The sequence below is a fragment of the Ferrithrix thermotolerans DSM 19514 genome, assembly GCF_900128965.1.
GTDB lineage: Bacteria > Actinomycetota > Acidimicrobiia > Acidimicrobiales > Acidimicrobiaceae > Ferrithrix > Ferrithrix thermotolerans.
Map to the genome: position 1 here is coordinate 1 of NZ_FQUL01000036.1, position 23,544 is coordinate 23,544.

A 23,544-nucleotide genomic window follows, 5' to 3' on the forward strand; every position below is an offset into this window, starting at 1 on the left:
CGCTGACTGCATTTGCCATATCTATTGGTTCTCCCTTATTGTCGTTGCCTAACTAAAACTCGTCTGTGGGCAGAATGTTCTCAACCTCGCTGTGTACACGAGCGATGATGTGAGCAGCAACAAGACCATCACCAACACGCTCGCATGCATCTGCTCCAGCCCTAACCGCTGCATTTACAGCACCCGTCTCACCACGAACTAAGACCGTGACGTACCCGCCACCAACAAACTGACGGCCAACTAGCCGTACCTCTGCTGCCTTAGTCATAGCATCAGCCGCTTCGATCGCAGGGACTAATCCTCTGGTCTCGATCATTCCCAGTGCTATTCCGCTGACTGCATTTGCCATATCTATTTGCTCCTTTTACCTGTAGATTTTTTTCGTTACTACTTGTTCTCTAACCGTCCTGTGGATCCCAGTTATCTATAATCCCAGCGATAGTTAGATCGGTTAGTGTGTCAAAGTTACCGGTTGCATATCGTGCGGCTGTCCCGGTCACCGCAATAACCCACTTTCCGGGCGGTACTCCAACTGGATCGGTAGCGACGCTTAACTTTCCCTTTGAGTCCGCTAGCACACGCAGGGATATGTTTTGAAGCCCAGGTGTCCGTCGGGTCGCAACCAGCTCAGAAACGACGCAGAGTATGTCCATCTCAGCAAGCTACTCCTCGGACCAGTTGTCGATTATGCCAACTATGGTCAAGTCGCTTGGATAGTCCTTGCTACCTGCCGCAGCTCGACTCGCTGAACCACTCACGGCGATCACCCAGTCTCCAGCCACGCACCCAATAGCGTCGACTGCAACGCTTCGAGCACCATTTTTCTCCTTGACAACCAGAAGAGGACGATGTCCCATCTCCTTTATTCTGTTGGTTGACACTAATGTCTTTTCTACTTGGCATATCTTCATGTCTTTAAACCCGTCCTATCAAGATGTTGTCTAACTCAATTGGCTCAATGGGACTACCAGAAGCCATGTCCTGGACAGTCGCCCCACATATTAGTAAACCTTGTTGATACAACTCTTTATAACGGGACTTTATGGCATCACCGACTCTCCTGCATCTCTCTATCGACCTTTCCCTACTTCCTGGAACCCTACGGTCATAGCGAAAGTGAATCGAAACGGGTATTGGCAGACCGCGTTCAACGTTTAGACGTGTAAAGATCTTTATACCCACGTCAAGATCTTGCACGCTCTCTTCAACGGTGTGAAGGTAGACGAAGTACGCCAAGTTGCGTACCTGGAACTCACCGAAGCCATCTCCAACGCTGATTATCTGTTCGTTATGACCGATATCTGGATACCGGCCTCCGTAACGTCCACAGACATACTCAACCTGAGAGAGGTTATTGATAAGGAGAGTTGCAATCAAACGACGCATCCCCTCATGGGGGCCCTCCACGGCGTCTGCTACAGTTGCATCAGAGATCGCCTCGAATACCTTCACCCGAGCTGATGTGGGATCCAGATTTACGGTATCTTGATAGAGTCGAAGGTTACACACCCAGCGATCTAAGGTCATCTCTCCGTTGGCATCTGGAATGTGCACACGTATAGAATCCGTATCGGTATCCACTCCTATCAGTAGAGTATCCACCGACGCTCCACAGAAGAAGCTATTTTCAATGGCTTGACGAAACTCAGAAAGTCGGTCCAATCCCGCCTTTGCAGCCAGACGTTCATCACTGCCATGTGCTGCGCATCCCTCATGATCTGGATCAGAACTGCTGTAGTGATAGACCACTATCTTTAGGTACCTAGTACCAGCGTCAGCTGGAACGGGAATCGCTTCTCGGTATCGCATAAGTTCTGTCTCGATCCATCTCGCTACATTATCCTCGACATCGAACATTGCGCCAGCGTAAGCCTTTTTGCTCCTAATGGTGGCACCTGGGAGTCGAAGGATGTAGCGAATCAGACCTTTGAGTCTTCCATCCGAGCAAGGAGTTATATCCACTGCGTGGTAACCACAGTCCAAGAAGAATGCGACGTCGTCTTCGTTGTCTTGATTGACGATCGCCTGCGTCTTGTCGATGACTAGACGAATCGTCCTCATCACACTCGCTCCGTATAGCGCTCGCACATCCAGTCCATTTACCCAGGCATCTTTTAGGGGACGAGCCGGCAACTCAAAACCTAGCTCTGCTCTAGCGATACTTTGCGCAGACTCTACGAAACTCTCTTCTCGTTGGAGAGAAGCAATCTTTCTAAGCGTCGGTTCGATCGCAGCAAAGTGACCCCTGACCATAGCCTCACAAGCCATTAGGTCATGATTTTGGGCAGTATTGGTCAGCGGATGTCGACATGGCTGACCATGACTGTTCACACACGCTGGATTAGGAGGTATCTCGGAGCGTTGCTTTACAGCCTCAAACGCTACGAAGTGACCCACAGGGCGCGACGGCAAAGCACGCTGTCCTGTACCGAGCCCATAAGGTGGCTTCGGCGCTTGACCCAAAGTGCTACTATGTCGACCTGGACGATTGCGGGTGTTCATCGATCGCCTTCAACTGGAGCTGAGTTCACAGAGACCACGACACTAACCTCTGGTTCCACCTGAGTAAGTAACCGTAGGTCCTTTGACCTCACCGCCACTACTGCCGGTTATCTGAACGGTGGAGGTTTCTCTACGTTCTGGTGCTCTTGTAGAGAACCCCCCGGAACTCGCAGCACGAAACGTTGGATTACGACGCGTGGAGGGCCCTTCGGTGCCTGTAATGCCTGCACCTCTCCCCCAACCTGTACCGGTGATAGCAAAACCAGCGTCCTTACCTTCACCAGTAAGGCGGGGGCGCATAGTTTCTTCTGCGCTCATGGGTTCAAACTGTGTGACGTCGTAGGAATCGTCCTGATACCGAAACTCTGGAGTCCCAGATACAAGGCCGTCAGCAAGGTTTACTGGACCGGTGATTTTACGACCAGCCGATCCATATGCTGTTCCCGTAATCCTTGCCGTTCTCTCCCTAGCTATGCGGGCCGGAGTGGTGATACTGAATCCTCCGTAGGGTGCTACAGGATCACCTTGATAGCTAAATCTTTGCCTTGAATATGGAGTGCCGCTCAAGGCGATGTTCTCACCGCGCTCAGACCCGGTAATCTTATCATCTGGACCAAGATCTATACCTGTTGTAACGAACTGATTGATACCAGAGGGCCTAGACATCATTTGCTGCGTCTGGACGAGGGTATCTGGCTCGCAGAACTCAGCGTACTGTTGCGGCCCCACGTACTCTGTACCCGTCACGGAAGCACAGGCCCCATACTCATCGCCAGTCACCTTATCAGTCAGTTCCAATGCCGTGCCCGAGACCGGTTGATCGTGCCATGTCCTTGCTAAAGACACCTTCTCAGCGCCAAGTAAAGGCCTTCGATTGCACGCCTGATACTGCTCTAGCCCCGTCGTCTCGGTACCCGTCACCGGAGCACAAACTCCGCGCTCTGCTCCGGTGACTTTTTCGTGGGGGATGGCATCGGTACCGGTAACTGTCCGTTCCCGGACTGTACTCATTACGCTGACTTTATGGGGCACCCCCGATCCATTACGACGGGCTCCCTCTAAGGACTGAGGCCTATAGTACTGAGTCCCCGTTAGAGGACGGTCTGCTCCCTGCTCATCACCGGTGACCTTCTGGCTACGACCTACAGCGGTACCGCTTACACTAAGCCCTTTTTGGGTAGCCATGAGATTTACCTTTGCTGGTGGTTGGAAAGGTTTCGTAGAACAAAATGACTCAAACTTATCGGCGCTTAGATATTCAGTACCCGTTATGGTCTTGCACTCACCGTACTCGTCTCCGGTGACCTTGATACTTGGACCAACCTCTGTGCCGGTTATAGTTTGACCTCTACCTGTTCTTCCCATTGATACCTTCGACGGAGCGGGTTCTGGCGTGACGGCACAGAGGGTATCGAAGTGCTCCATCCCTATGTACTCTGTCCCCGTTATGTTGCGACAACTCCCAGCTTCGGTTCCAGTAACTAAAACGTTGCGCTCCACTTGAGTTCCGGTTACTAAAGTACCGCTAAGCGTCGTGCCAATCTCTACTTTTTGAGGACCTAAAACCCTAACTCTGACTCTTCCCGTAGGTCTGCATGCTGCCGCGTCGCCACGACCTTGTTGACATAGCAACTCTCTACGTTTCTTTGCTGCCTCGCGCCCGGTAAGCCCACTAATAGCTGCTGCTAGCGGCATTCGATTTGGCATAGCACCTTTAGATCTCTGATTAGAGGCACGATATGCAGACTTGCCGCTTTGAGCAAGTGAACTTCTTCTTTGACGACTTAACTGCCGAACCGACTGCGCCGTGTTCCACATAGAAACAGTTGTTGTTTGAACGGTTGCCTCACTCAGAGAAGAGACACTCTCTTTTTCTGCATCTGCAAGACGATCCTTACTGTCACAACCGCAGTGAGACTCGGATCCTTCTGAACTATCTAGGCGAGAGTTGTTAATCTCAGTACTGCTTACTGGATCCATTGCGTCTCGGTGATCCTCAAGAACAGCCTTTACTTGATCGCTTAGAACTTCAACATCTTGAGGAATACCCTTCATCACGATCTGGGTGGTCGGCCTTTGTCTTGACCTTAAAGGAGCTTTTGAGTTTGCTGTAGGAGCAGCCAACCCTTTAAGGCCAGCGGCACCTCTGCTGGAAAGCGCTCTTCGTCTTTCAAGCGCAGCCCAGCGCGCTGATTGAGTCGATGAGTTACGACTTCCTATGGAATCGCTCATTTGCTAATGATCCTTTCAAACCCCGAACGTGAGACCACACTTAAAAGATGGGAACGCCACGCAAAGTTGCAGCTAGCGCCCGCGATAGACGACAAAAGCGATTCCCTGGCTTTGAGAGAAGTTATCGTAGCCTATCAGACGTACGTGGTGACCTGGGTGTGCACGATGGCATGCCTCAAGCTCCGAGATCACGACGTCAGGAGACTGCTCACCAAACATTGGCAGCTTCCACATGTACCAGAAGTACCGAGAGGCGTTCTCCGGCTCTACATGCTCTATCGCTGGATTCCAGCCTTGAGAGATAAGGTAGACGATCTGCTTCCTAACCTGCTCTGGAGTCATTGCAGGAAGGTACGAGAATGTCTCATATTTGGGTGTGGAGTTATAATCTTGAAGTTCAGCCATAGTTATCAATCTTTCTACGAAGCATGGAGCTGGGCCTCAAGGGCCGCTCCATGCTGGTTTAATAAGTTAACTTCGAAAGTTCCAGCCGACTAGCGATTGACGACATCGAGCTTGTCGACGGTGTCGAACTCGAACTTAATCTCTTTCCATGTCTCCATAGCTATCTTCAGCTCTGGACTGTCCTTCGCAGCGTTAGTAAGGATCTCCTTGCCTTCTCGCTCAACTTCACGGCCTTCGTTTCGAGCCTGAACACATGCCTCTAAAGCTACGCGGTTAGCCGCTGCGCCGGCCGCATTACCCCAAGGATGTCCCAGAGTTCCGCCTCCAAATTGGAACACAGCGTCATCACCGAATATATTGAGCAGTGCCGGCATATGCCAGACGTGAATTCCACCGGAAGCGACCGCAAATACACCGGGCATCGAACCCCAGTCTTGGTCGAAGAAGATGCCGCGACTGCGATCCTCTGGTATGTAGGACTCACGCAGTAGATCGATCCACCCTTGAGTTGATGCACGATCGCCCTCTAGCTTGCCAACTACAGTTCCTGTATGGAGATGGTCTCCACCAGAAAGTCGAAGGGCTTTTGCTAGTACTCGGAAGTGGATCCCATGCGTTGGGTTCCGGTCAACAACTGCATGCATTGCTCTGTGGATGTGGAGCAAGACACCGTTCTTACGGCACCAGCGAGCCAAACCTGTATTTGCACAGAACCCACCCGTTAGAAAGTCGTGCATGATGATGGGCATGCCAAGTTCCTTAGCGAACTCCGCCCTTTCATACATCTCCTCCGGGGATGGTGCTGTCACGTTGAGGTAGTGACCTTTGCGCTCACCCGTCTCTTGTTCTGCGGTGTGTATAGCGTCTGCGACGAACAGGAAGCGGTCACGCCAGCGCATAAAGGGCTGGGAGTTGACGTTCTCATCGTCTTTTGTAAAGTCCAAACCGCCCCTAAGGCATTCATATACTGCCCGGCCATAGTTCTTGGCAGAGAGACCGAGCTTGGGTTTGATGGTGCATCCAAGTAGTGGACGACCATACTTGTTCATCTTGTCGCGCTCAACCTGAATACCGTGCGGCGGACCGTTGCAGGTCTTGACATAGGCCAAGGGGAATCTGACGTCTTCAAGTCTGAGCGCCCGAACGGCTTTAAATCCAAATACGTTTCCCACCAGTGACGTAAAGACGTTTACAACGGAGCCTTCTTCGAAGAGGTCTATTGGGTAGGCTACAAAGGCGTAGAAGCTACTATCGTCACCCGGTACGTCTTCTATCCGATAAGCTCGACCCTTGTAGTAGTCTAGATCTGTAAGCAGATCTGTCCAAACCGTCGTCCAAGTACCGGTTGAAGACTCTGCTGCCACAGCAGCAGCAGCTTCCTCTCGATCTACACCGGGTTGGGGTGTAATTTTGAAGCACGCTAAGAGGTCTGAGTCTAACGGAACATACTCAGGCGCCCAGTACGTTTGCCTATATTCTTTAACTCCAGCTTCGTACCGATTTACAGCCATCGCCGACATCTTCCTTTCAGAGCAGCCTTGTACCGATTTACAGCCATACCACGCCTTCTCTCTTTGTTGTTCACGGACATTGATGATCGGAGCATCAAGTTAGGTTTGAATGCCTGTGTGGCAGTATAGGAGTATAAAAAGTGACCCTTTCTCACTCTTAATGGGGATGACCGATCTTAAATAACCTTAGAGATCTATAACAGAGGAACTGAAGCCCATTAGTGTCCCTCGATATGGCTTTACCTTGATGAAGGTCATGCAGCGCCCCAAAGACCTCTAAATTGTTTATCTCTACCTAAATAAAGCCCTGTGAGCCATCCAAATGGGGGATGCCTTGGGGGATATGGGTAGGGAATTTCCATCCTTCCGAGACGTCAAGCGGCCTATGTTATGGAGCACCTAAAACGCCTATCTTCCATGCCCACACCTTGAATCGAGTAGCACTTTGGACATCTCAGAAGTGCTGAGCCATGTCTCCATATCCCAACTAGCGCGCTGGAGAAGGGCTGACCGTTTATCACGATCATCACCGACCAACAACATCCCTCTTGTGCAAAGAGCCCAAAGTGTAATGTCCGCTTTTGGATCAAATTAAAGATGCGAGCAGTTCGTAGAAGTACGGGTCATTTTAAAGGAACCGTTGTACCAGGACAACTAATCGGTTGTACGCCAAGGTAGGTAGGCAACTAAGAGTCAACTCGACTATGTCAGCTGAGAAGACCCATACAGGTCTGCGTGATCTTTTCGTACGAGGTGCTTTTGTATCTTGCCTGTAGAGGTATGAGGGAGAGTATTGACAACCACTACTTTCTTTGGGCACTTGAACCCATCTAGATTTAGTTTGAGATCTCTGATGAGCGCCTCTGGGTCAATCTTGGATCCCGCTCTTGGGACGACGAAGGCGGTGATAGCCTCAGACCATTTGGGATGAGATATCCCCACTACGCAGGCCTCGGCGACATCAGGATTGGTTGCATAGATCGCCTTTTCTACCTCTATGGACGAGACGTTTTCTCCTCCAGTTTTGATGACATCCTTGAACCTGTCCTCAAACCACAGCACGCCGTCTTTATCGAACTTACCTGCATCACCAGAGTGAAACCATCCTCCCCTAAAAGCTTCTTCAGTGGCAACCGGATTTTTAAGGTACTCCGACATCGACTGGGGTGAACGGTAGCATATCTCTCCGGTCTCTCCTTGGTTCAACACCCTGCCATCATCTCCCAAGATTGCAATTTGAACGTTTATCTGCGGTGTACCTACAGCACCAGAGTGGGTCAACTGATGCTCGGGGCGAAACACTGTCGTCACTGGATTCATCTCGGTCTGACCAAACGCCAAGGTAAAGTCGCAACGAAAGGTATCGATAGCGTCACGTAACAAAGCATCCGGCATTGGGGCCATAGCATACATTATCAACTTTAAAGTAGAGATATTCCTTGGCTTTTCTCGGTAACGTTCGAGCAACTCTCGAACCATAAAAGGAAGACAGAATACCGTAGTCATACCCTCGGCTTCGATGCTGTCAAGGACGAGATCAGCGTTAAACCCCTTCATGATAATAAGTCGACCGCCAAGTGCTATCATGGGGGTACAGAGTCCATTCAACTGCGCCGTATGAAACATTGGCATAAGAGCGCTAACGACATCTTTCTCCGTGGAGTGGTTCTCCAAAGCTGAGCCAAGTGACTCAAGGTAGACAGCGAGATGTGAAGACACGACTCCCTTTGGTGCGCTCGTTGTACCCGAGGTGTAGAGATAGCTCAACGGTGCTCTGTCTTCTATCAGAACTTGTGGTTCAGACGAACTCACGTGTGATGTCAGATCTTCAAAGGTGGTCTGCTGAGTACTTTCCTCCCCTTTATACGCTCCAAAGATAAATACCTCCCTAAGACTTTCAAGCCCATCTAGGGCGGACTTGAAAGTCTCAAAGATGGAGGCTTGGGCTATGAGAGCCTGAGATTCGGAGTGGGCCAACACGTAAGAGACCTCGGACGGGCGCCAACCAAGATTGATCGGAACACATATAAGTCCTGCTTTGGCGCAGGCGTAGTATGTAACCAGGAACTCATAAGAGTTATGAGCCAGTAAAGCTATAGGGATGCCCTTTGAATATCCCCTCTCCAACAAAGCGTTTGCAACCCTATTTACCGTTTCGTTGAACTCCTTGTAAGTTATCCGCTTTTCGTCTTCAACCAGGGCAACTTTATCTGGATATCTCCAAGAAGTTCTCGTCAGCGAGTCTCCTACGTTTACTCTTTGAATAAGGTTTAGCTCTAGATCTGTCACGGTACCCCCCTCTTACAAATACAAAGAGTACTCTAAGGGTAACCTTGATTCAAGGCTGTAGTCGACTAAGCCGAGTAACTAAAACCCACAGGAGACGTGTTTTGGTAGATCAAACCTCTTTGAGTTAGCAACCTGTGAGCGTGCGAACCGACGACCCTCCCAGCAGTGGCCTTTGATAACTTTAGGCTTTGCAAGGAAGCTGTATCTTCTCCGCCAATTAGACATCGAGTGTGCTGAAATTACATGAACTCGACGCGTAGCTAGTCATTTAAGTAGATCAAGCGAGCTTCATGAAGAGCTTTTGAACCTCTTCTAGTGAGTAGCCATCCGCAGACGCCTTCTCAGGCTGTTCTAAGCAGTACGTCATCCCGGATGCTACGAGTCTAAATCCGGCCTGTTCGAGGGCTTTTGATGCCGCACTTAGCTGAGTCAGGATGTCTTTACAGTCCCGACCGTCTTGCACCATCCTTATGAGGCCTCCCACCTGGCCCTCTACCCTTCTTAGTCTCTTTGTTACTTCGTCAATTACCTCTTGAGGTAGTTCCATCTCTTCTCCTACAAGCCATAGACCCTAGGGAGAGCTCCAGGGCCTACGGCATATTTGCTTACAGAAACATCTCTTAGAACTTACAACCGTCTAAATTGCACACCTGTTAGGACCAAGTTCCATCTCCGGTGCCTCAGAGATCAAGATAGTCTCACGTCCTTGATTGACCCTCACTATACGCTGGTAGTTCGGTGGCCGGTTGGTCGCCTTGCCGGTTGCCCAGGCGAGGAACTTGTCCCTATCTGAAAGAAGTGTCTCGAAGTCGCTTTGAAACTTGTCTACCGTCGTTGCAACGGGCTTTTCCGGCAGGACGTCAACCCTATCTCCAAAGTGCGCTGGGAGAATAGTTACATCGGGATCAAGACCCCCAAGATGCCCAGTTATCGAGTTGTAGAGCTCCTTCGCGTACTCCTCCGCTTTCTCAGCAAGATCAGGCCTTCCGGCTCCATCTACGAATATTGTATCCCCGGAGATGAGCGCCTTGCCGTCTACGACGTACATCACGGACCCCATCGTATGTCCAGGCGAATGAAGTGCCTTTACGGTTACACCCACACCCTCTGCGATCTCGTAATAGTCACCGTCTGCAATGTTCTCGTGGGGATAGAGGTAGCCCTCAACAGGATTCAACATCAGCGAAGCTCCTGTCTTGGCAACAAGCTCACGAGCTCCAGAGATATGATCGGCATGAAGATGCGTATCGAAGACTCTCTTGATCTGCCAACCCCTGTCACTGGCAACCTTTACGTACTCATCTACATCTACGGATGGATCGATGACGAAGGCGCTGTCTCCATGACCAACGACGTAAGACAGACATCCCTTACCCCTTCTACGCACCTGCACGATCTCCGCCTTGCCAGCCGTAACCGTTGCGACGTCGTAGAATCCTGCCCAGGCGGTAATTCCGCCCTGGAGCGACAACACGTCGAAGCCTTTTTCTTCCAGCAAGGCCGCTGCTTGTGCTGATCGCGCACCAGCTAAGCACATGGTTACGATTGTCTTATCTTTGGGCAATTCATCAAGCTTTGTTACGAGCTCTGAAAGTGGAATGTTGTAAGAGTGTGGCATGGGCCAGTCGCTTACTTCATCTGGATCTCTTACGTCTAGGACAAAGGGTTGTTTATCGGTACCTAAGACCTTGCCAAGCTCATCTACTGTAAGTGTTCTCAACTTAGAAACTCCTTCCAGAGAGTCGATTCACTGCTGACATGCCACCTGCGATGCTTGCTACTCGACTGAAACCAAAACTGACCAGCTGACTGGCCGCATTGGCGCTCCTAGCCCCGGATTGACAGATAACCGCCACCGGCCTTGACCTATCGAGCTCACGAAAACGATGAGGCAACTCCGAAAGGGGGATATTCTTTGCCTGAGGATGCGCTCCCCGAGCAACCTCCATCGGCTCCCTCACGTCTACAAGTTGAAACCCTGCGCTTAGCAGCTCCTCTAACTTGTGTGCAGGCACATCCTGATAACTCACTATAGGCTCCTTTTGACTCCAAAAAACAACTTTATAGTGAGATTATATACCCCCTGGGGTATCGCGCATGCAGCCTGTACCTAGTTTTTGAGAAGATTTAGCTTGTCAATGATCAGCGTCAGGTCGTACACGGCGCTTGAGGCGAGGTTGGTTGCAGACTGCAGCTGGGTACCTGACGGACTGCTTACCTTGCATAGGCTATTAATCTTCGTTGCGTTGTCCAAGGCGTGTCTCCATAGCAACTCGAGCGATGCATTCGGAATCGGCGGCAACGCCTGGGACGCGCTAACGTCGTTAGCTATACTCTGACACTCACTTCCCGTTAGTCCACTGCTCTCGATGACTGAAAGATCACTATCGAGGGTCACCGGGACAATGGCGTGTCGTGCCGTCCAGGTAAAGGTTCCCGAAACATCCTTTGGTGGCAAAGGAGGAGCAGTTTGCACGAGGTTTGAGACTACAACCGTTGTAAGACCTAGCAAAATTACCCCGACCATCATGGATATGGCGAGTATCACTCTGCCTCGGTGGCTAAGTGGTTTCAAATCTCCTCCAGACCAACTCTTGTAAGTACGTAGTCTAACCTGGATCTGATCTCAGGTAAACGCTAACGCCGTGCTGGTATCAGAACCGAGCGCCCTTCTAAGAAGGCTCACCAAATTCGAGATCGGATCTTTCCCGCATGAATATGAAGGACGGCTCTCCTAAGCAACCAGAGACCCTACCCAGTTACAACTGCCCAAGATTACCTAGAGGACTGAGTTACTCTCTGCAAGAGTCCTGGCACGTTTTCCACCGCGAAACTTAATATCTTCGATTGGAGCATCAAGGCCATGGAAGATAAAGGTGGTCTTACGATTTCGAGTCAGATACGCAAAGACAACTCCGAGTCCAATGAGCGCCAAGAGTACGTAGTCGATCGAGCTTCCAATGGCACTTGGACCTACCACGAAGAACGCTACCGCAAAGAAACCGAACATGGCCGTAGAAAGCCCTGACCCAATTAGAAGCATCTTGTGCCTGTGCGGGTTTATAGTCACCTCTGGAAGCTTTCTGTGACCGACTGTAAGGAAGACAAAGGCCGTGATCGAGTCCAGCAGAAACTCCGCTACGAGGAAGAATCCTGCCGCTGAGAGAACAAGTCCGAAGAACGATGCCAACGAACTAAATAGTAGTTGCATAACCGTCACAATGAAGGCTGCACCCATCGTTACTAGGATGGCTACGTGAGGAACCCTCCGGCTCGACACCTTGCCAAACGCCTTAGGAATTAGGCCCTCTCTACCCATCGCATATAGTGCTCTCGTCAAGATGTATGAGGTGAGCCAAAGGCCACCGGCTGTAGATCCAAGAACGGGGATCAGTATCACCCAAGGTGCTTGCGGAAGAAGCCGATCTCCCCATACAGCCAATGGGTTTGTGGCGTTTGCGAGCTTGGACATTGGAGTCTCTGAGAACATGAGCGGATACAAGATCGCATAAAACATAAGGGCCATAAATGCGCCGATTATTCCTCCCTTGCCCGGATCATCCTTAGGGCGCTGGGACTCTTCAGAGGCGTAACTGTCTATCTCCCAACCGTCGAGGATCGTTGCAGCAACCACAGCTACAGTTAGCATCCCAGCGATAGGAATCGGACCGAAGTGTATCGGTACGTGCAGTCTGGAGAAGTTCATCACACCATAGACACCCAAAAACAGGAGAGAGACTATCTCAAGACCTAGAAAGATCTGCGTTATTCGCGCCGTTGGGAGTCCACCACCTAGGAGTGGTATTAGAGCAAATAGCACCCAGAACAGCCCAACTAGTACTTCTACCAGTGGAGACGGACTTGCATGTGGAGCGACCAGGGAAAGCGTGTAGCTTGCGGCTGGAACTATGATGGGCGGGATAGATGCGAAGTACGCAAGGATGAGGATCCACGCCTGGAATCGTGATGAGCCTTTACCTATAACCCGAGCCGACCAGTGATACGACGCACCGGAGTGGGGAAAGTGGCGATTCAGCAGCCTGAATACAAATCCACTAATTATGAAGGGAACGGCGATTATTCCAACAGCTGGAAGAGTCCACCATCCCGCTTGAGCGGCCATTACACCACCTGTGGCAGCTACAGAAAACAGTGGACCAACGCTTGACACCGACAACGTCACAAGATCACGGACGTGATAGACCTGTCTGAGGCGACGGTCCTTCCCTACCTCCGCTTTGTCTATGGGTTTAGGCAACTGAACCTCTTTCTTATATCGGTAAACTCACCATCAGATTGTAGTTGCGAATAATTCGCATTTAATCAGAATTATTGCTTTTTCTAAGTCTTACTCGAACGTCGGCTGAGACCACTGTCAAAGAGGGAAAATGAATTATCTTGTTGGATCTTCCTATGAAAAGATACATAGCAGAAGCGAGCCCTCGCTAGTTTGGCTGTACTACCTGCCTTGAAAGCTTCTCCTCCGAGGAACGCAGTACGGTAACCGATAACGTAAGGACCGGCAGCAATACAACCATAATCATCGTCTGATACCCAAATCTAGCAGCGATGAGTCCGAGCACCAGAGGTAACAAGACGCCCACAAAGCTCGTTACCGAGGAAAGAGCAGCGTTGGCTCTAGTGCGCGTCTCTGGCGAGGTCCATTTGGCGAGCAACGCTAGAGACACTGGATAGGTTACCCCATGTGGAATCCCTAATATCGCCATCGAGATCATGAACAGTGCCACCCCATGGGTCGTAGCTAGCATCACAACGCCTACGATCGTAAGCATCGAAGACGTCTTTAGCAAGGTCGTAGGAGATAGAACGTCGGGTTTCCAAAGCAGGACAATGCGGGAAGAGAATGAGAAGACGAAAAACACAGTGAACCCTAGCTGTGCCGTCGAAGAAGAGGTCCCAAATGAGTACTTCGCCAACAACGCGCCGAATGCTACTACGGCCACAAATGGAGCCTGGTATAGCAGTTGTGCAGAGATCGCCAGTCTGATGGGCGCTGACTCCCTAATCTTTAGGGCACCAACTTTAGCTCGGGCACCGGATCGTTTCTCTGCAACCCCTCTATAAAAAGATGCTAAGAGGACAACACCGACTACCGGCATCGGAATAAAGGCAAGGAGCGCAAGCTGAGAGTTTTCGTGCGTCGACTTCAATAAAAAAGTCTCATAGAACGGACCAAGGGCGAGTGAAGCTGAAAGAGAAGCAGTGTAGGCAGCCACACCTCGAGCGGGCGAAATACGCCTTGACGTCGTAGACAGCGTCGCTAGAGTTGGCATTGCGAGCCCTCCCGATATGCCAAGCAAGACGCTTGCGATCAAGAACTCTCCAAGGTTGCTTGCAAGGTAAAAGAGCAATATAGAAACGGCACCCAGCAACAGAGAGGATATGACCCCTGACTTTAGCTGATATGGTCTTAGGCGGCCCGCTATTGCTATAGAGGCAATAGCGGAGGTCAAACCTACCACCGTAGCTGAAGCACCGATCAAGGAAGGGCTGTAATGTAGCACCTCGTGACCAATGAGGGACAGTGTTGTCTGGGCGGCGTTCTGACTCGCACGAAATAGTCCAGTGACTAAAAGAACGGATAGCAAAGGCCCATCAAGCGCCTCCCTTAGGCGCACAAGCCCCTGGGTCCTTACTCTCATAGTAGTACTTTCTAAGCTAGGCGATCTGGACGATCAAGCAGTTAGCTATCAAACTATGTCTAACGTCAGGTTATGATCTGCGATTCCCTAGGGTATGAAGTGGTTCAGCCAAAGCTGAGTTACCGGAGATACGATTTTATAGATTAGGGTCGGTGACAGTAATACGACGAAGAGTAACACAGGCAGAGCGAAACGCCTGATCGATAGGTACTGCTGCCATAGCGCCTCTGGGAGGAATCTCTCTAAAATAGCCGACCCATCGAGAGGGGGGATAGGTATGAGGTTAAAGACGGCTAGCAACACGTTGATGGTACCCAGATCGAAGAGAAACTGATCCCACAGACTACTTCCGATCTGTGATTGGCTAATCAGAGGATCAGAAGCCATCTGAGAGGCTATAGAAGCGTGGATCAACAGCCCTGCGACGATCGCAATCACAATGTTTACGAAGGGTCCTACTAATGCCACCAAGAGACCTTGATTGCGGGGGTTCTTTAACTTCGAGACATCTACTGGAACGGGTTTAGCATAACCAAAGGGAGTGAGCCCTACAAGTAAAAGTAGCGCCGGAAGAATAAGTGTTCCAATTACATCTATGTGAACAAAGGGGTTTAGAGATAGTCGTCCTGACCGCTTAGCCGTGTCGTCACCGAAAAGATAGGCGACGTATCCATGGCTAACCTCGTGAAGTATTACTGAAGGTACGATCGCCAAGATAGCCAAGATGGAGACGCTATTTATCACGTGCCTAAGGGCTGCGATCACGAGGATCACCATCATGATGGCGATCGCAACTAAAGTGTCTTTACGCCTGTTCATCGATGACCGCTTTTGGTGTTGGCGCAAACTATACAGTATCTCGCTGTGGGCATAGCTTCAAGGCGTTCCTCTGCTATCTCGTTAGAACAGAGTTCACAGACACCAAATCGACCCTCGGGAACCTTGGATAAGGCACGCTCTACGTCTTTAATCTGTTCTTCCAGAGAACTTCGCAGAGCCTCAAGCTCTCCCCGCTCTGCGGTAACCTGAGAGGAGTCCGCAAAGTTAGAGTCAAACTCCCCTGTTGCAAGCGAGGCCGACCCCAGTCCATCTAGCTGTTCTCTTAGCCTTTCCCTTTCAATGGATAGCTCCTGAACTAAGGTAGCTAATAAAGCCTCTCGATCTGCCATACAGCCAATGTTATCGGTTATTTAGTAAGTTTACGTACTGTACTTCTGGGATGTGAAGTGATGTAGATCTCTCTAATGTGCCCGAGGGTGACCTTGGTGTATATTTGAGTGGTTGAAAGTGAAGCGTGGCCCAGTAGTTCTTGCACGACCCTTAGATCCGCCCCTCCTTCGAGCATGTGACTAGCACAGCAGTGTCTAAGGGTGTGGGGAGTAATCTTCGATCCTAAACCAACTTGAGAAGCCCTCGACTTGATCACAAGCCACGCTCCTTGACGTGTGAGTCGAGAACCTTTCAGGTTCAAAAAGAGATAGCCTGTCTTACTACCCTTACTGAGACTTGGGCGGCCACGACTCATATAGGCGGCCAAGGATGAAGCTCCGGGTGCACCAAGGGGCACAATGCGCTCCTTTGAACCCTTTCCGTAAACCTTGATTGTTGTGTTCTCTGGGTCTACGTCCCAAAGTTGAAGGCCGCAAAGCTCTGAAATCCGCATTCCGGTGCCGTACAACAACTCCAAAACCGCACGATCCCTGAGATCTTTGGGGCTATCTCCAGATACTGACTCAAGTAGCTCGATGATCTCGGTAGAGCCCAACACCTTTGGAAGGGTCTCTGGAGGTCTTGGCATGGTATTTCTTGGCTCAACGTAGCTTTGGAGGTAGCCGTCGCTAAATAAAAACCTGCAATATCCACGGACGCTGGACTGGATCCTAAGGGCAGTCCGGTCTGAGAATCTGCGGCTGATATCCTCTAAGAAGCGCTCAACAACTTCAGGTGTAATCTCTGTGAGCTGAAGTGACCCATCCGCAAGTGCAGATTCAAACAAATAGATGTCTCTAGCGTAAGCCCTAACTGTGTTCTCAGATCGACCACCTTGCACTCGAAGATAGGCTAGGTAGGCTGACGCCGCCTCTGAGAGATAGGGCCTGTCAGTGGATGTCTTGTTGGACACGCTTCTTCATCAACCGCCGATACTTCCAGCCCCGTGTAGGTACATAAAAGCAGAAAGTAGCGAGACTATTGATTTCCCATCTGTTATCACACCTTCAGCTACGAGCTTGGGCGTCCTAGCTAACTCAAAAGAGGCAATCCTCATCGCACTCTCTTCCACGGATTGGGGAGAGGGGCTCGATTGAGTAAGACCTCTGGCAAGATACATCTCGGTTCTCTCATCGCAGAATCCTGGGGAGTTATAGAAAGATCCAAGATGCAGGATCTCTGATGCTACGATCCCAAGCTCCTCTTTGAGCTCTCTTGCGGCCGTAATCGCCGGATCCTCGCCGACAACATCTCTTTTGCCGGCACAGACCTCAAAAATCTCCCGCCCAAGAGCAGCACGGAACTGCCACAGTCCATAGACCCTTCCTTGTTCATCTACAGGCACCACAGTGACGGCACCAGGGTGCATTATGTACTCTCGCTCGATTACAGACCCACTGTCAGATCCATAACGGACCTTTTCAACCTTTATGAAGTCACCGTCAAAGACCCTGCTTTGTTCAATTTTTTGGAACAACGGTCACCTCACCTCGTCCTTTGCCTCTATTGGGAACTCTGCCGGCTTTCGAATTACTGCCTCCTTCTCAAGTGGAACATCGCCCTCCCTCATGTGGTGCCTTTGCAGAGAGCGCTCAATTAGACCTCTAAAAAGCGGATGAGGTCGATCCGGGCGTGACTTGAACTCTGGATGAGCCTGGGTACCTATCCAAAATGGGTGATCCTTAAGTTCTATGAACTCTACGAGCCTGCCGTCTGGCGATACACCTGAGATCGTTAGACCCGACTCCTGGAGCTTAGTTCTATATCTCGGATTCACCTCAAAGCGGTGACGATGACGCTCCTCTACTACCTCCGTACCGTAGTACTTGGCTGTGTTGGAGGCGGGGTCTAACTTTGCCACGTAGGTACCAAGCCTCATAGTCCCACCTAGATTCTCTACGACTCTTTGATCCTCCATCAGATCGATCACTGGATAAGGCGTAGTCTGAGAGAACTCTCTTGAGTGAGCCCCTTCGAGATCGCAGACGTTTCTCGCAAAGTCAATAACCATAGCTTGGAGTCCTAGACATATTCCCAAACATGGGATTCCGTGCTCTCGTGCGTAGGAGGCGGCAGTGATCTTTCCATCGATTCCCCTTGAACCAAATCCGCCCGGAATAACGATTCCATCGAGTTTCTCCAGGCGCGATCCAGCGAGGAGAGGCGTGATAGTCTCCGCAGATATCAACTCAACCGATACGTTGACCCCCTCTTGCAGTCCACCGTGCTTTAGTGCCTCTACTACCGATAGGTAGGCATCAGGGAGGTTGACATACTTGCCAATTATCCCGATACTTATCGTGTCCTCCAGGTTGTTAGCACGTTCTGCCATCTGATTCCATTGTGTAAGGTCAAGCGGATACTCTTTCGAGTCAAAGCGCAGCAGCTCGCACACGTAGTCGTCCAGACCTTCCTCATGCAGGAGCCTTGGAACCTCATAGAGGTTCGCCACGTCGATAGCCGATACCACAGCCTCCTCAGATACGTCGCACAGCATTGAGATCTTCTGCTTCACGCTGGTTGAGATGGGCTTTGACGATCTGCACACTATTACATCCGGCTGTATCCCTCTTGACCTAAGCTCCGTTACAGAGTGCTGTGTTGGCTTCGTCTTCTGCTCTCCAGAGGTGCCAAGATAAGGTACTAGCGTCAGGTGAATATAACAGACATTGTCACGACCGACGTCTTTTCTGAACTGCCTAATCGCCTCTATGAATGGAAGGATCTCAATGTCACCCACGGTGCCGCCCACCTCGGTTATTACCACGTCGACGTCTTCTGTTGCGAGATCAAAGATGCGTGACTTGATCTCGTCGGTTACGTGGGGTATCACCTGTACCGTTTTGCCAAGATAGTCACCTCGGCGTTCACGGGCAATAACACTTTGGTATATCGATCCCGTAGTTACCGAAGAACTTCGTCGAAGCGGTACGTCCACAAAACGTTCGTAGTGTCCCAAGTCCAAGTCGGTTTCAGATCCATCGTCGGTAACGAATACTTCTCCGTGTTCGAATGGATTCATCGTTCCAGGGTCCACATTGATATACGGATCGAGCTTCTGCAACGTAACCCGTAGTCCCCTAGACTTAAGAAGTCGACCCAGAGAGGCTGCTGTTATTCCCTTTCCCAGCGAACTAGCAACTCCTCCGGTTACAAAGATATGTTTTGCCATAACGCTCCCAAGCTCTTAGCATCCAACTCATATACGATAATCAACCCTTAGCACCAAGTTTTAGGAGTTCATCGGCGTGTTCTCGGGCAGCCTCAGAGTCTCTTTGTCCCGACAACATGCGCGAGATCTCGGTCACTTGCGCGTCGTAGGTAACGAGTTCTTTTACGACGGTTTTCGTCGAGGTCTCGGACTGTTCTTTCTCAACCACAAAGTGCTGATCTGCGAAGGACGCCACTTGGGCCAGGTGTGTAACAGCTACAACCTGCTTTTGCTCGCCCAGAGCCTTCAGTGAACGAGCCACCCACAAGGCGGTTTCACCGCCAATTCCTGCATCTATTTCGTCGAATATCAATGTGGTGGCATCCGAGCCGAGAACTCTGCAAAGGGCCAACATTATTCTCGAGAGTTCGCCACCGGAGGCTATCTGACCCAACGGCGCAAGCGGTGTCCCTGGATTAGTTGACACAAGTGTCTCCATCGGCGTTCCATCCCCCTCTGCGCTGAGGTTGAACTCGATCGTTGTGCGGGAGAGCCCTAGGTCAGCCAACAAAGTCTCTAGTTCATCTTTTATCGCACTAGCGGTCTTTACACGCAAGGATCTAATCTGACTTTCTTCGTCTGCAATTTTAGATCTAAGATGCTGGATCTCGGTGTCTAGATATGTGGCACTTTGCAGACCGCTATCGCTGCGGCTGAGTTCCTCCTTGCACCTTTCTTGGAGCATTACAAGCTCTAAGAGAGGCATCTGGTACTTCCGCTCAAGCGTTCGAAGCTGAAACAGTCTCGCCTGCATCTCCTCTAGCGACGCTTCATCGCCTTCTAGAACGCTTAGTTGCTCATAAAGCTCTGACTTGATATCGCTAAGGTCGATCAGGGCGTTCTCGACCCGCTGAGATATCTCTGTTGCCCCTGGAAGCCGAGATAACACACGCACTAAACGAGCCAATTCGTCAAGGACTCCGGTCGCATGATCAGGATCCAACTGAGATAGCGCTTGTCTCAAAGTCGCCTTCGTCTCTTCGATATGTGTCGCCACTTCTATCTTTTCCTCAAGCACCCCGTCCTCATCGGGGGTTGTGAGCCTGGCTCTTTCAAGTTCGGCAAGTGTCTCTCTTAGTTCATCTCTCTTCTTCGTCAGCTCAGCGTTTCGTTCTTCAAAGTCCCCCAACTCCCTTTCAAGCTGGCGTAGTCGACTCCGCATGTCAATGAGCCGCTCAAGGCTTATCCGGCCGGCACGGTCGAGCATCTGTAGCTGGAACTGGGGCTTACTGAGAGATACTGAGAGGTTTTGTCCAAAGATCTCGATGTGACTCTGCATCAGCCGACTCAGCTCGGCAGAGGTAATTAGTTCACCGTCTCTAAATGATCGAGAACGACCCAGGGAGTTCAGTTCTCGTCGAACGTGCAGCTCTTGACCCTTCAAATTAATAACAGCTTCCACCACAGTCTCACTTTTTTGTGTAGAGCGAGGGAGCTTCGAACCAAGCAGAAAGGAAAGTGCCGATGTAAGAAGCGTCTTACCGGCACCAGTCTCACCGGTCACCACGACGAAGCCCTTGGAGAACTCCATCGAGACGTCCTCGATAACTCCTATATTCCTAACTCTTAGGTACTCTAACAACTCCTTACTCCCTACAGTCCTGCCTTGGAGTCCAGCCCAAATTTGCTCTTCAAAATGCTGTGGAACTGTCGTGGTTGATATCGCACTAGCCTTGCGTAGGTGGTGCTCCGCTCACAGGTTACACAGTCCCCCGTACTAAGAGAGGCGACCACTCTTCCATCTACCATAACAGAAGCCTCTGGTCCATCAGACAGACGGAGTCCCACTTCAGAGTTCTGATCCAAGACGATCGCTCGATCAAAGAGCATATGGGGTGTAATCGGTGTAAGGACAAGCGCATCGAGAGTTGGGGCTAGTATCGGTCCACGCGCCGAGAGAGAGTAAGCAGTTGAGCCTGTCGGTGTAGCTACGATGACACCGTCGGCCGCATAGCGAATAAAAAGATCTCCGTCTATTTCGACGTCTACCCTTACTACGTGACCGGATCGCTCCCGCTCAACTACTACCTCATTTAGGGCAAAGTATCTGTCGGGCTCTCCCTCCCCGAGAACTTTCTCCACCTTACAAAGCAGCGTCATCCTACGGTCCTCGTAGTAGCTCCCTTCAAAGAAGCTAATAACAGAAGACACAATCTCATAGGGCTCAATCTCGGTTAGGTAGCCTAGGTTACCTAAGTTCACACCCAGCACCGGTAGACCTCGACCTAAGGAGAGATCAACCGCCCTCAACATCGTTCCATCGCCACCTAAGCTAACTACTAGCTCCTCATCTCCAACGAGAGTCGTTCCCTCTATCTCTAGGGCCTTTATTCCCAGCCTTTGGAGTTCCTCTTGACTTTTCAGAAAGTACCGACGGGACTCGGGTCTTTTGGGATGAAGGAGAAAACTCACAGTTGGCACAGTTACAACCTACTAACTGGGACCGCCAGAGAGATCAGGTCGACGAGCATCAGAGCCAATTTCATCGGCAGCCGGATCTAGGGGGTTCATTTAGAGTAGTTCACCTTTGCTCTTAGCTGTGCTTGCATCACTTGCGCGCTTTACTGCTTTTTCAATCGCTTCAGAGACTCCTACCTCAGTACTCTCCATCTGGGTAAAGATCGATAGGAACTCCTGATTGCCACTAGTTCCTCTGGGATGGGCCGGAGCGATTTTCGCAAGGTACAAAGACTCAGATCTGAATGAAGCCACGACTAAATCTATCGCCTTTCGCCAAAGTTCAGATGACTTTATTACCCCTTTACCTCGTGAGACCTCAATCTTATCCAACTCAAACTGCGGCTTAATCAAAACGATTAGTGAGGCGTAATCTTCTCTGAGCAGGCTAGCTAGTACGTGGGTAAGCTTCGTGATTGAGATAAAGGACACATCACAGGTGATAAGGTCGAACCCCCTACCGCTGTAAGTCTTTGCAAACTCCCTAACATCTGTCTGCTCATGGAAAGAGAAGTTCGAAAACCCAAGAAGTCTTTCATGCACTTGATGGGTGCCTACGTCGACCCCGACGACGCTTTTGACCCCTCGCCGCAATAGGCATTCACTGAAGCCACCGGTAGAAAGGCCTACGTCTAGACACTCTAGCCCTTCGACAGATACATCAAACTCTCTCAGGGCGTTATCAAGTTTCAGTCCCGCCCGAGAGACAAACCTCTTGGCCTCTACCAGCCTCACCGCGTCGCTTGATCTCACCTGTTGAGCCGGTTTCGTGGCAAAAGCGCCGTTCACCAAAACTCTGTGTTCCAAGATTGCCTCTCGCGCAGCTTCTCGGGTATCGACTGTACCAGTCTTTACGAGATGAAGATCCAATCTGCTTCGTGCATGAGTCATCTACTAAGAGGTTGCGTCCTTTGAGCTAGACGCAGGAGATCCTCCCCGACCTCTTGACGGACGAGTTGTGCGCTTGGGTGTTTCATCTGAATCTGTCTCAGCCGTAGCGCTGGAGGTAACGTTGTTTTCACCTGAGCCGCCTTTGGTAGAAGATCGTCCGGCCGAAGGTTTAGAGCTGCTACTTTGTTTCGATAGAACGGTATCCACTACAGACTCTATAAGGCTCTTGATCTCTTCTTTAGAAACAAATCCCGCCTCTTTGATCTGTTTACTCACCTCGTCACGCACAAGCTCAGTGATGTTTTGGGCGTTCTTTTTCGACCTCTGCGCAACCTCTTCTATAAGATCCCTAATCTGTTCTCTCTGAGCCTCACTTGTCTTTATAAGTTCTTTGATCGCCTCTTCACTCTTTTTTTGAGTAGTCTTTAAGGTGGAACTGATAACCTCGTTAAGCTTCTTGAAGCCGTCTCTTTGTGCACCCATGTCTACAAAGGTAGTATTTACTAAACTTAGTTGCGTCCAGTTAATGCGTTTTCACGCCAACAAGTTGAAAGACTGGTACCGCGTTACGATGTTACGCTCTTACGGTTGTCCTTCGATGCATCGAGATCTCTAGAAGCAGCGACAGATGGAGACCATAATTTTCGTAAGCATCTCAGCGTCGAGTAACTATCTAAGTACTACCCCAATTTAGTATTCTTGCTCCTTAGCGATTCGCTCATAATGCTCTCGCAAATCCTTCTAACGGAATCTTGTGCGTGTAGTTCATAAGTCTGCTGAGATCATTGAAGTGCTCATATCTGTAAAGATTCTTGTGCAGCGATCCTGCGGTTGCCTAGCTGGCTTCGTGGCCGTACGCGTTTTCCTCAACAATTGCACCAATAAATAGATGCATGAGACGTTGAGGAGCTCCCCAAAAACTAACCCACCCAATATGTGAGTTTTGCCTCCGAAGTAGATATGGAGGAAAACACCATGAAATCCAAGCGACACACCGAAGAGCTGGTGATCAAAGAGCTTGTCGATGGCGACAAGATGCTGAGAGAAGGTAAAACTGTTGCCGAGGTTGCTCGCAGTCTCGGCGTGATAAAGACCACCTGGCATAGATGGAAGAACACCTATGGCGGTATGAAAGCAACAGATGCCAAGAAGCTCAAAGAGCTCGAGATGGAAA

General features: G+C 50.4%; 24 protein-coding genes. 1 reads left to right on the forward strand and 23 read right to left on the reverse strand.

The features are described from left to right. Nucleotides 1-52: 52 nt before the first annotated feature. From BUA24_RS09645 to BUA24_RS09755, 23 genes are all read right to left on the reverse strand, one after another. Nucleotides 53-349: an alpha-carboxysome major shell protein CsoS1 gene (locus BUA24_RS09645; protein WP_072791866.1), complete on the reverse strand. Its 297-nt coding sequence runs from the start codon at nt 347-349 to the stop codon at nt 53-55. A gap of 49 nt (nt 350-398) precedes the next feature. Further along, entirely contained in the window at nt 399-653 is a 255-nt protein-coding gene (locus tag BUA24_RS09650; RefSeq protein WP_072791869.1) for a carboxysome peptide B, read from the reverse strand. Nucleotides 654-662: 9 nt separating this feature from the next. Further along, complete coding sequence (locus tag BUA24_RS09655; RefSeq protein ID WP_072791872.1) at nt 663-911, reverse strand: alpha-carboxysome shell vertex protein CsoS4; 249 nt, start codon at nt 909-911, stop codon at nt 663-665. Between the two features lie 4 nt (nt 912-915). Further along, a complete protein-coding gene (locus tag BUA24_RS09660) occupies nt 916-2,502 on the reverse strand; it encodes a carboxysome shell carbonic anhydrase (protein ID WP_072791875.1) in 1,587 nt (528 codons plus the stop codon). A gap of 42 nt (nt 2,503-2,544) precedes the next feature. Beyond that, nucleotides 2,545-4,734, reverse strand: coding sequence for an alpha-carboxysome scaffolding protein CsoS2 (locus tag BUA24_RS09665; protein WP_072791878.1), 2,190 nt, complete (start codon nt 4,732-4,734; stop codon nt 2,545-2,547). 72 nt (nt 4,735-4,806) lie between these two features. Beyond that, the gene (locus tag BUA24_RS09670) at nt 4,807-5,139 is read right to left on the reverse strand and encodes a ribulose bisphosphate carboxylase small subunit (protein WP_072791881.1); all 333 of its coding nucleotides are present in this window, start codon (nt 5,137-5,139) and stop codon (nt 4,807-4,809) included. Between the two features lie 89 nt (nt 5,140-5,228). Continuing rightward, a complete protein-coding gene (locus BUA24_RS09675) occupies nt 5,229-6,650 on the reverse strand; it encodes a form I ribulose bisphosphate carboxylase large subunit (RefSeq protein ID WP_072791919.1) in 1,422 nt (473 codons plus the stop codon). Nucleotides 6,651-7,352: 702 nt separating this feature from the next. After that, entirely contained in the window at nt 7,353-8,939 is a 1,587-nt protein-coding gene (locus tag BUA24_RS09680) for an AMP-binding protein (RefSeq protein WP_072791884.1), read from the reverse strand. Between the two features lie 277 nt (nt 8,940-9,216). Beyond that, the gene (locus BUA24_RS09685) at nt 9,217-9,486 is read right to left on the reverse strand and encodes a metal-sensitive transcriptional regulator (RefSeq protein WP_072791887.1); all 270 of its coding nucleotides are present in this window, start codon (nt 9,484-9,486) and stop codon (nt 9,217-9,219) included. A 90-nt stretch (nt 9,487-9,576) separates the two neighbouring features. Next, entirely contained in the window at nt 9,577-10,659 is a 1,083-nt protein-coding gene (locus tag BUA24_RS09690; protein WP_072791889.1) for an MBL fold metallo-hydrolase, read from the reverse strand. A 1-nt stretch (nt 10,660) separates the two neighbouring features. After that, entirely contained in the window at nt 10,661-10,969 is a 309-nt protein-coding gene (locus tag BUA24_RS09695) for a rhodanese-like domain-containing protein (protein WP_178138792.1), read from the reverse strand. A gap of 80 nt (nt 10,970-11,049) precedes the next feature. Next, nucleotides 11,050-11,514 (reverse strand): hypothetical protein, encoded by a 465-nt coding sequence (locus BUA24_RS09700; RefSeq protein WP_143146512.1) that lies wholly within the window; start codon nt 11,512-11,514, stop codon nt 11,050-11,052. A gap of 204 nt (nt 11,515-11,718) precedes the next feature. Further along, nucleotides 11,719-13,197, reverse strand: coding sequence for an APC family permease (locus BUA24_RS09705; RefSeq protein WP_072791898.1), 1,479 nt, complete (start codon nt 13,195-13,197; stop codon nt 11,719-11,721). Between the two features lie 187 nt (nt 13,198-13,384). After that, nucleotides 13,385-14,602, reverse strand: coding sequence for an MFS transporter (locus BUA24_RS09710; RefSeq protein WP_072791900.1), 1,218 nt, complete (start codon nt 14,600-14,602; stop codon nt 13,385-13,387). 87 nt (nt 14,603-14,689) lie between these two features. Then, a complete protein-coding gene (locus BUA24_RS09715) occupies nt 14,690-15,421 on the reverse strand; it encodes a site-2 protease family protein (protein ID WP_084660404.1) in 732 nt (243 codons plus the stop codon). Next, nucleotides 15,418-15,771 (reverse strand): TraR/DksA family transcriptional regulator, encoded by a 354-nt coding sequence (locus BUA24_RS09720; protein ID WP_072791901.1) that lies wholly within the window; start codon nt 15,769-15,771, stop codon nt 15,418-15,420. Before BUA24_RS09720 ends, BUA24_RS09715 begins: the two co-directional genes overlap by 4 nt. Nucleotides 15,772-15,788: 17 nt before the next feature. Then, nucleotides 15,789-16,724, reverse strand: a complete 936-nt coding sequence (locus BUA24_RS09725; protein WP_072791902.1) for a tyrosine recombinase — start codon at nt 16,722-16,724, stop codon at nt 15,789-15,791. 9 nt (nt 16,725-16,733) lie between these two features. Then, nucleotides 16,734-17,288 carry an NUDIX domain-containing protein gene (locus tag BUA24_RS09730; protein ID WP_072791903.1) on the reverse strand — a complete coding sequence of 185 codons (555 nt, stop codon included), beginning with the start codon at nt 17,286-17,288 and terminating at the stop codon, nt 16,734-16,736. A 3-nt stretch (nt 17,289-17,291) separates the two neighbouring features. Beyond that, on the reverse strand, nt 17,292-18,983 hold the full coding sequence (locus BUA24_RS09735) for a CTP synthase (protein ID WP_072791906.1): 1,692 nt from the start codon (nt 18,981-18,983) through the stop codon (nt 17,292-17,294). A gap of 40 nt (nt 18,984-19,023) precedes the next feature. Next, nucleotides 19,024-20,604, reverse strand: a complete 1,581-nt coding sequence (locus tag BUA24_RS09740; RefSeq protein ID WP_072791909.1) for a DNA repair protein RecN — start codon at nt 20,602-20,604, stop codon at nt 19,024-19,026. An 11-nt stretch (nt 20,605-20,615) separates the two neighbouring features. Then, nucleotides 20,616-21,443, reverse strand: a complete 828-nt coding sequence (locus BUA24_RS09745; RefSeq protein WP_072791913.1) for an NAD(+)/NADH kinase — start codon at nt 21,441-21,443, stop codon at nt 20,616-20,618. A 90-nt stretch (nt 21,444-21,533) separates the two neighbouring features. Then, a complete protein-coding gene (locus BUA24_RS09750; protein ID WP_072791915.1) occupies nt 21,534-22,370 on the reverse strand; it encodes a TlyA family RNA methyltransferase in 837 nt (278 codons plus the stop codon). 3 nt (nt 22,371-22,373) lie between these two features. Next, entirely contained in the window at nt 22,374-22,853 is a 480-nt protein-coding gene (locus tag BUA24_RS09755; RefSeq protein WP_072791917.1) for a hypothetical protein, read from the reverse strand. Nucleotides 22,854-23,345: 492 nt separating this feature from the next. On the opposite strand from BUA24_RS09755, the gene BUA24_RS09760 reads away from it, so the two are divergent. After that, nucleotides 23,346-23,544 (forward strand): transposase (locus BUA24_RS09760; protein WP_178138793.1); only part of this gene is annotated, 199 nt, incomplete at its 3' end.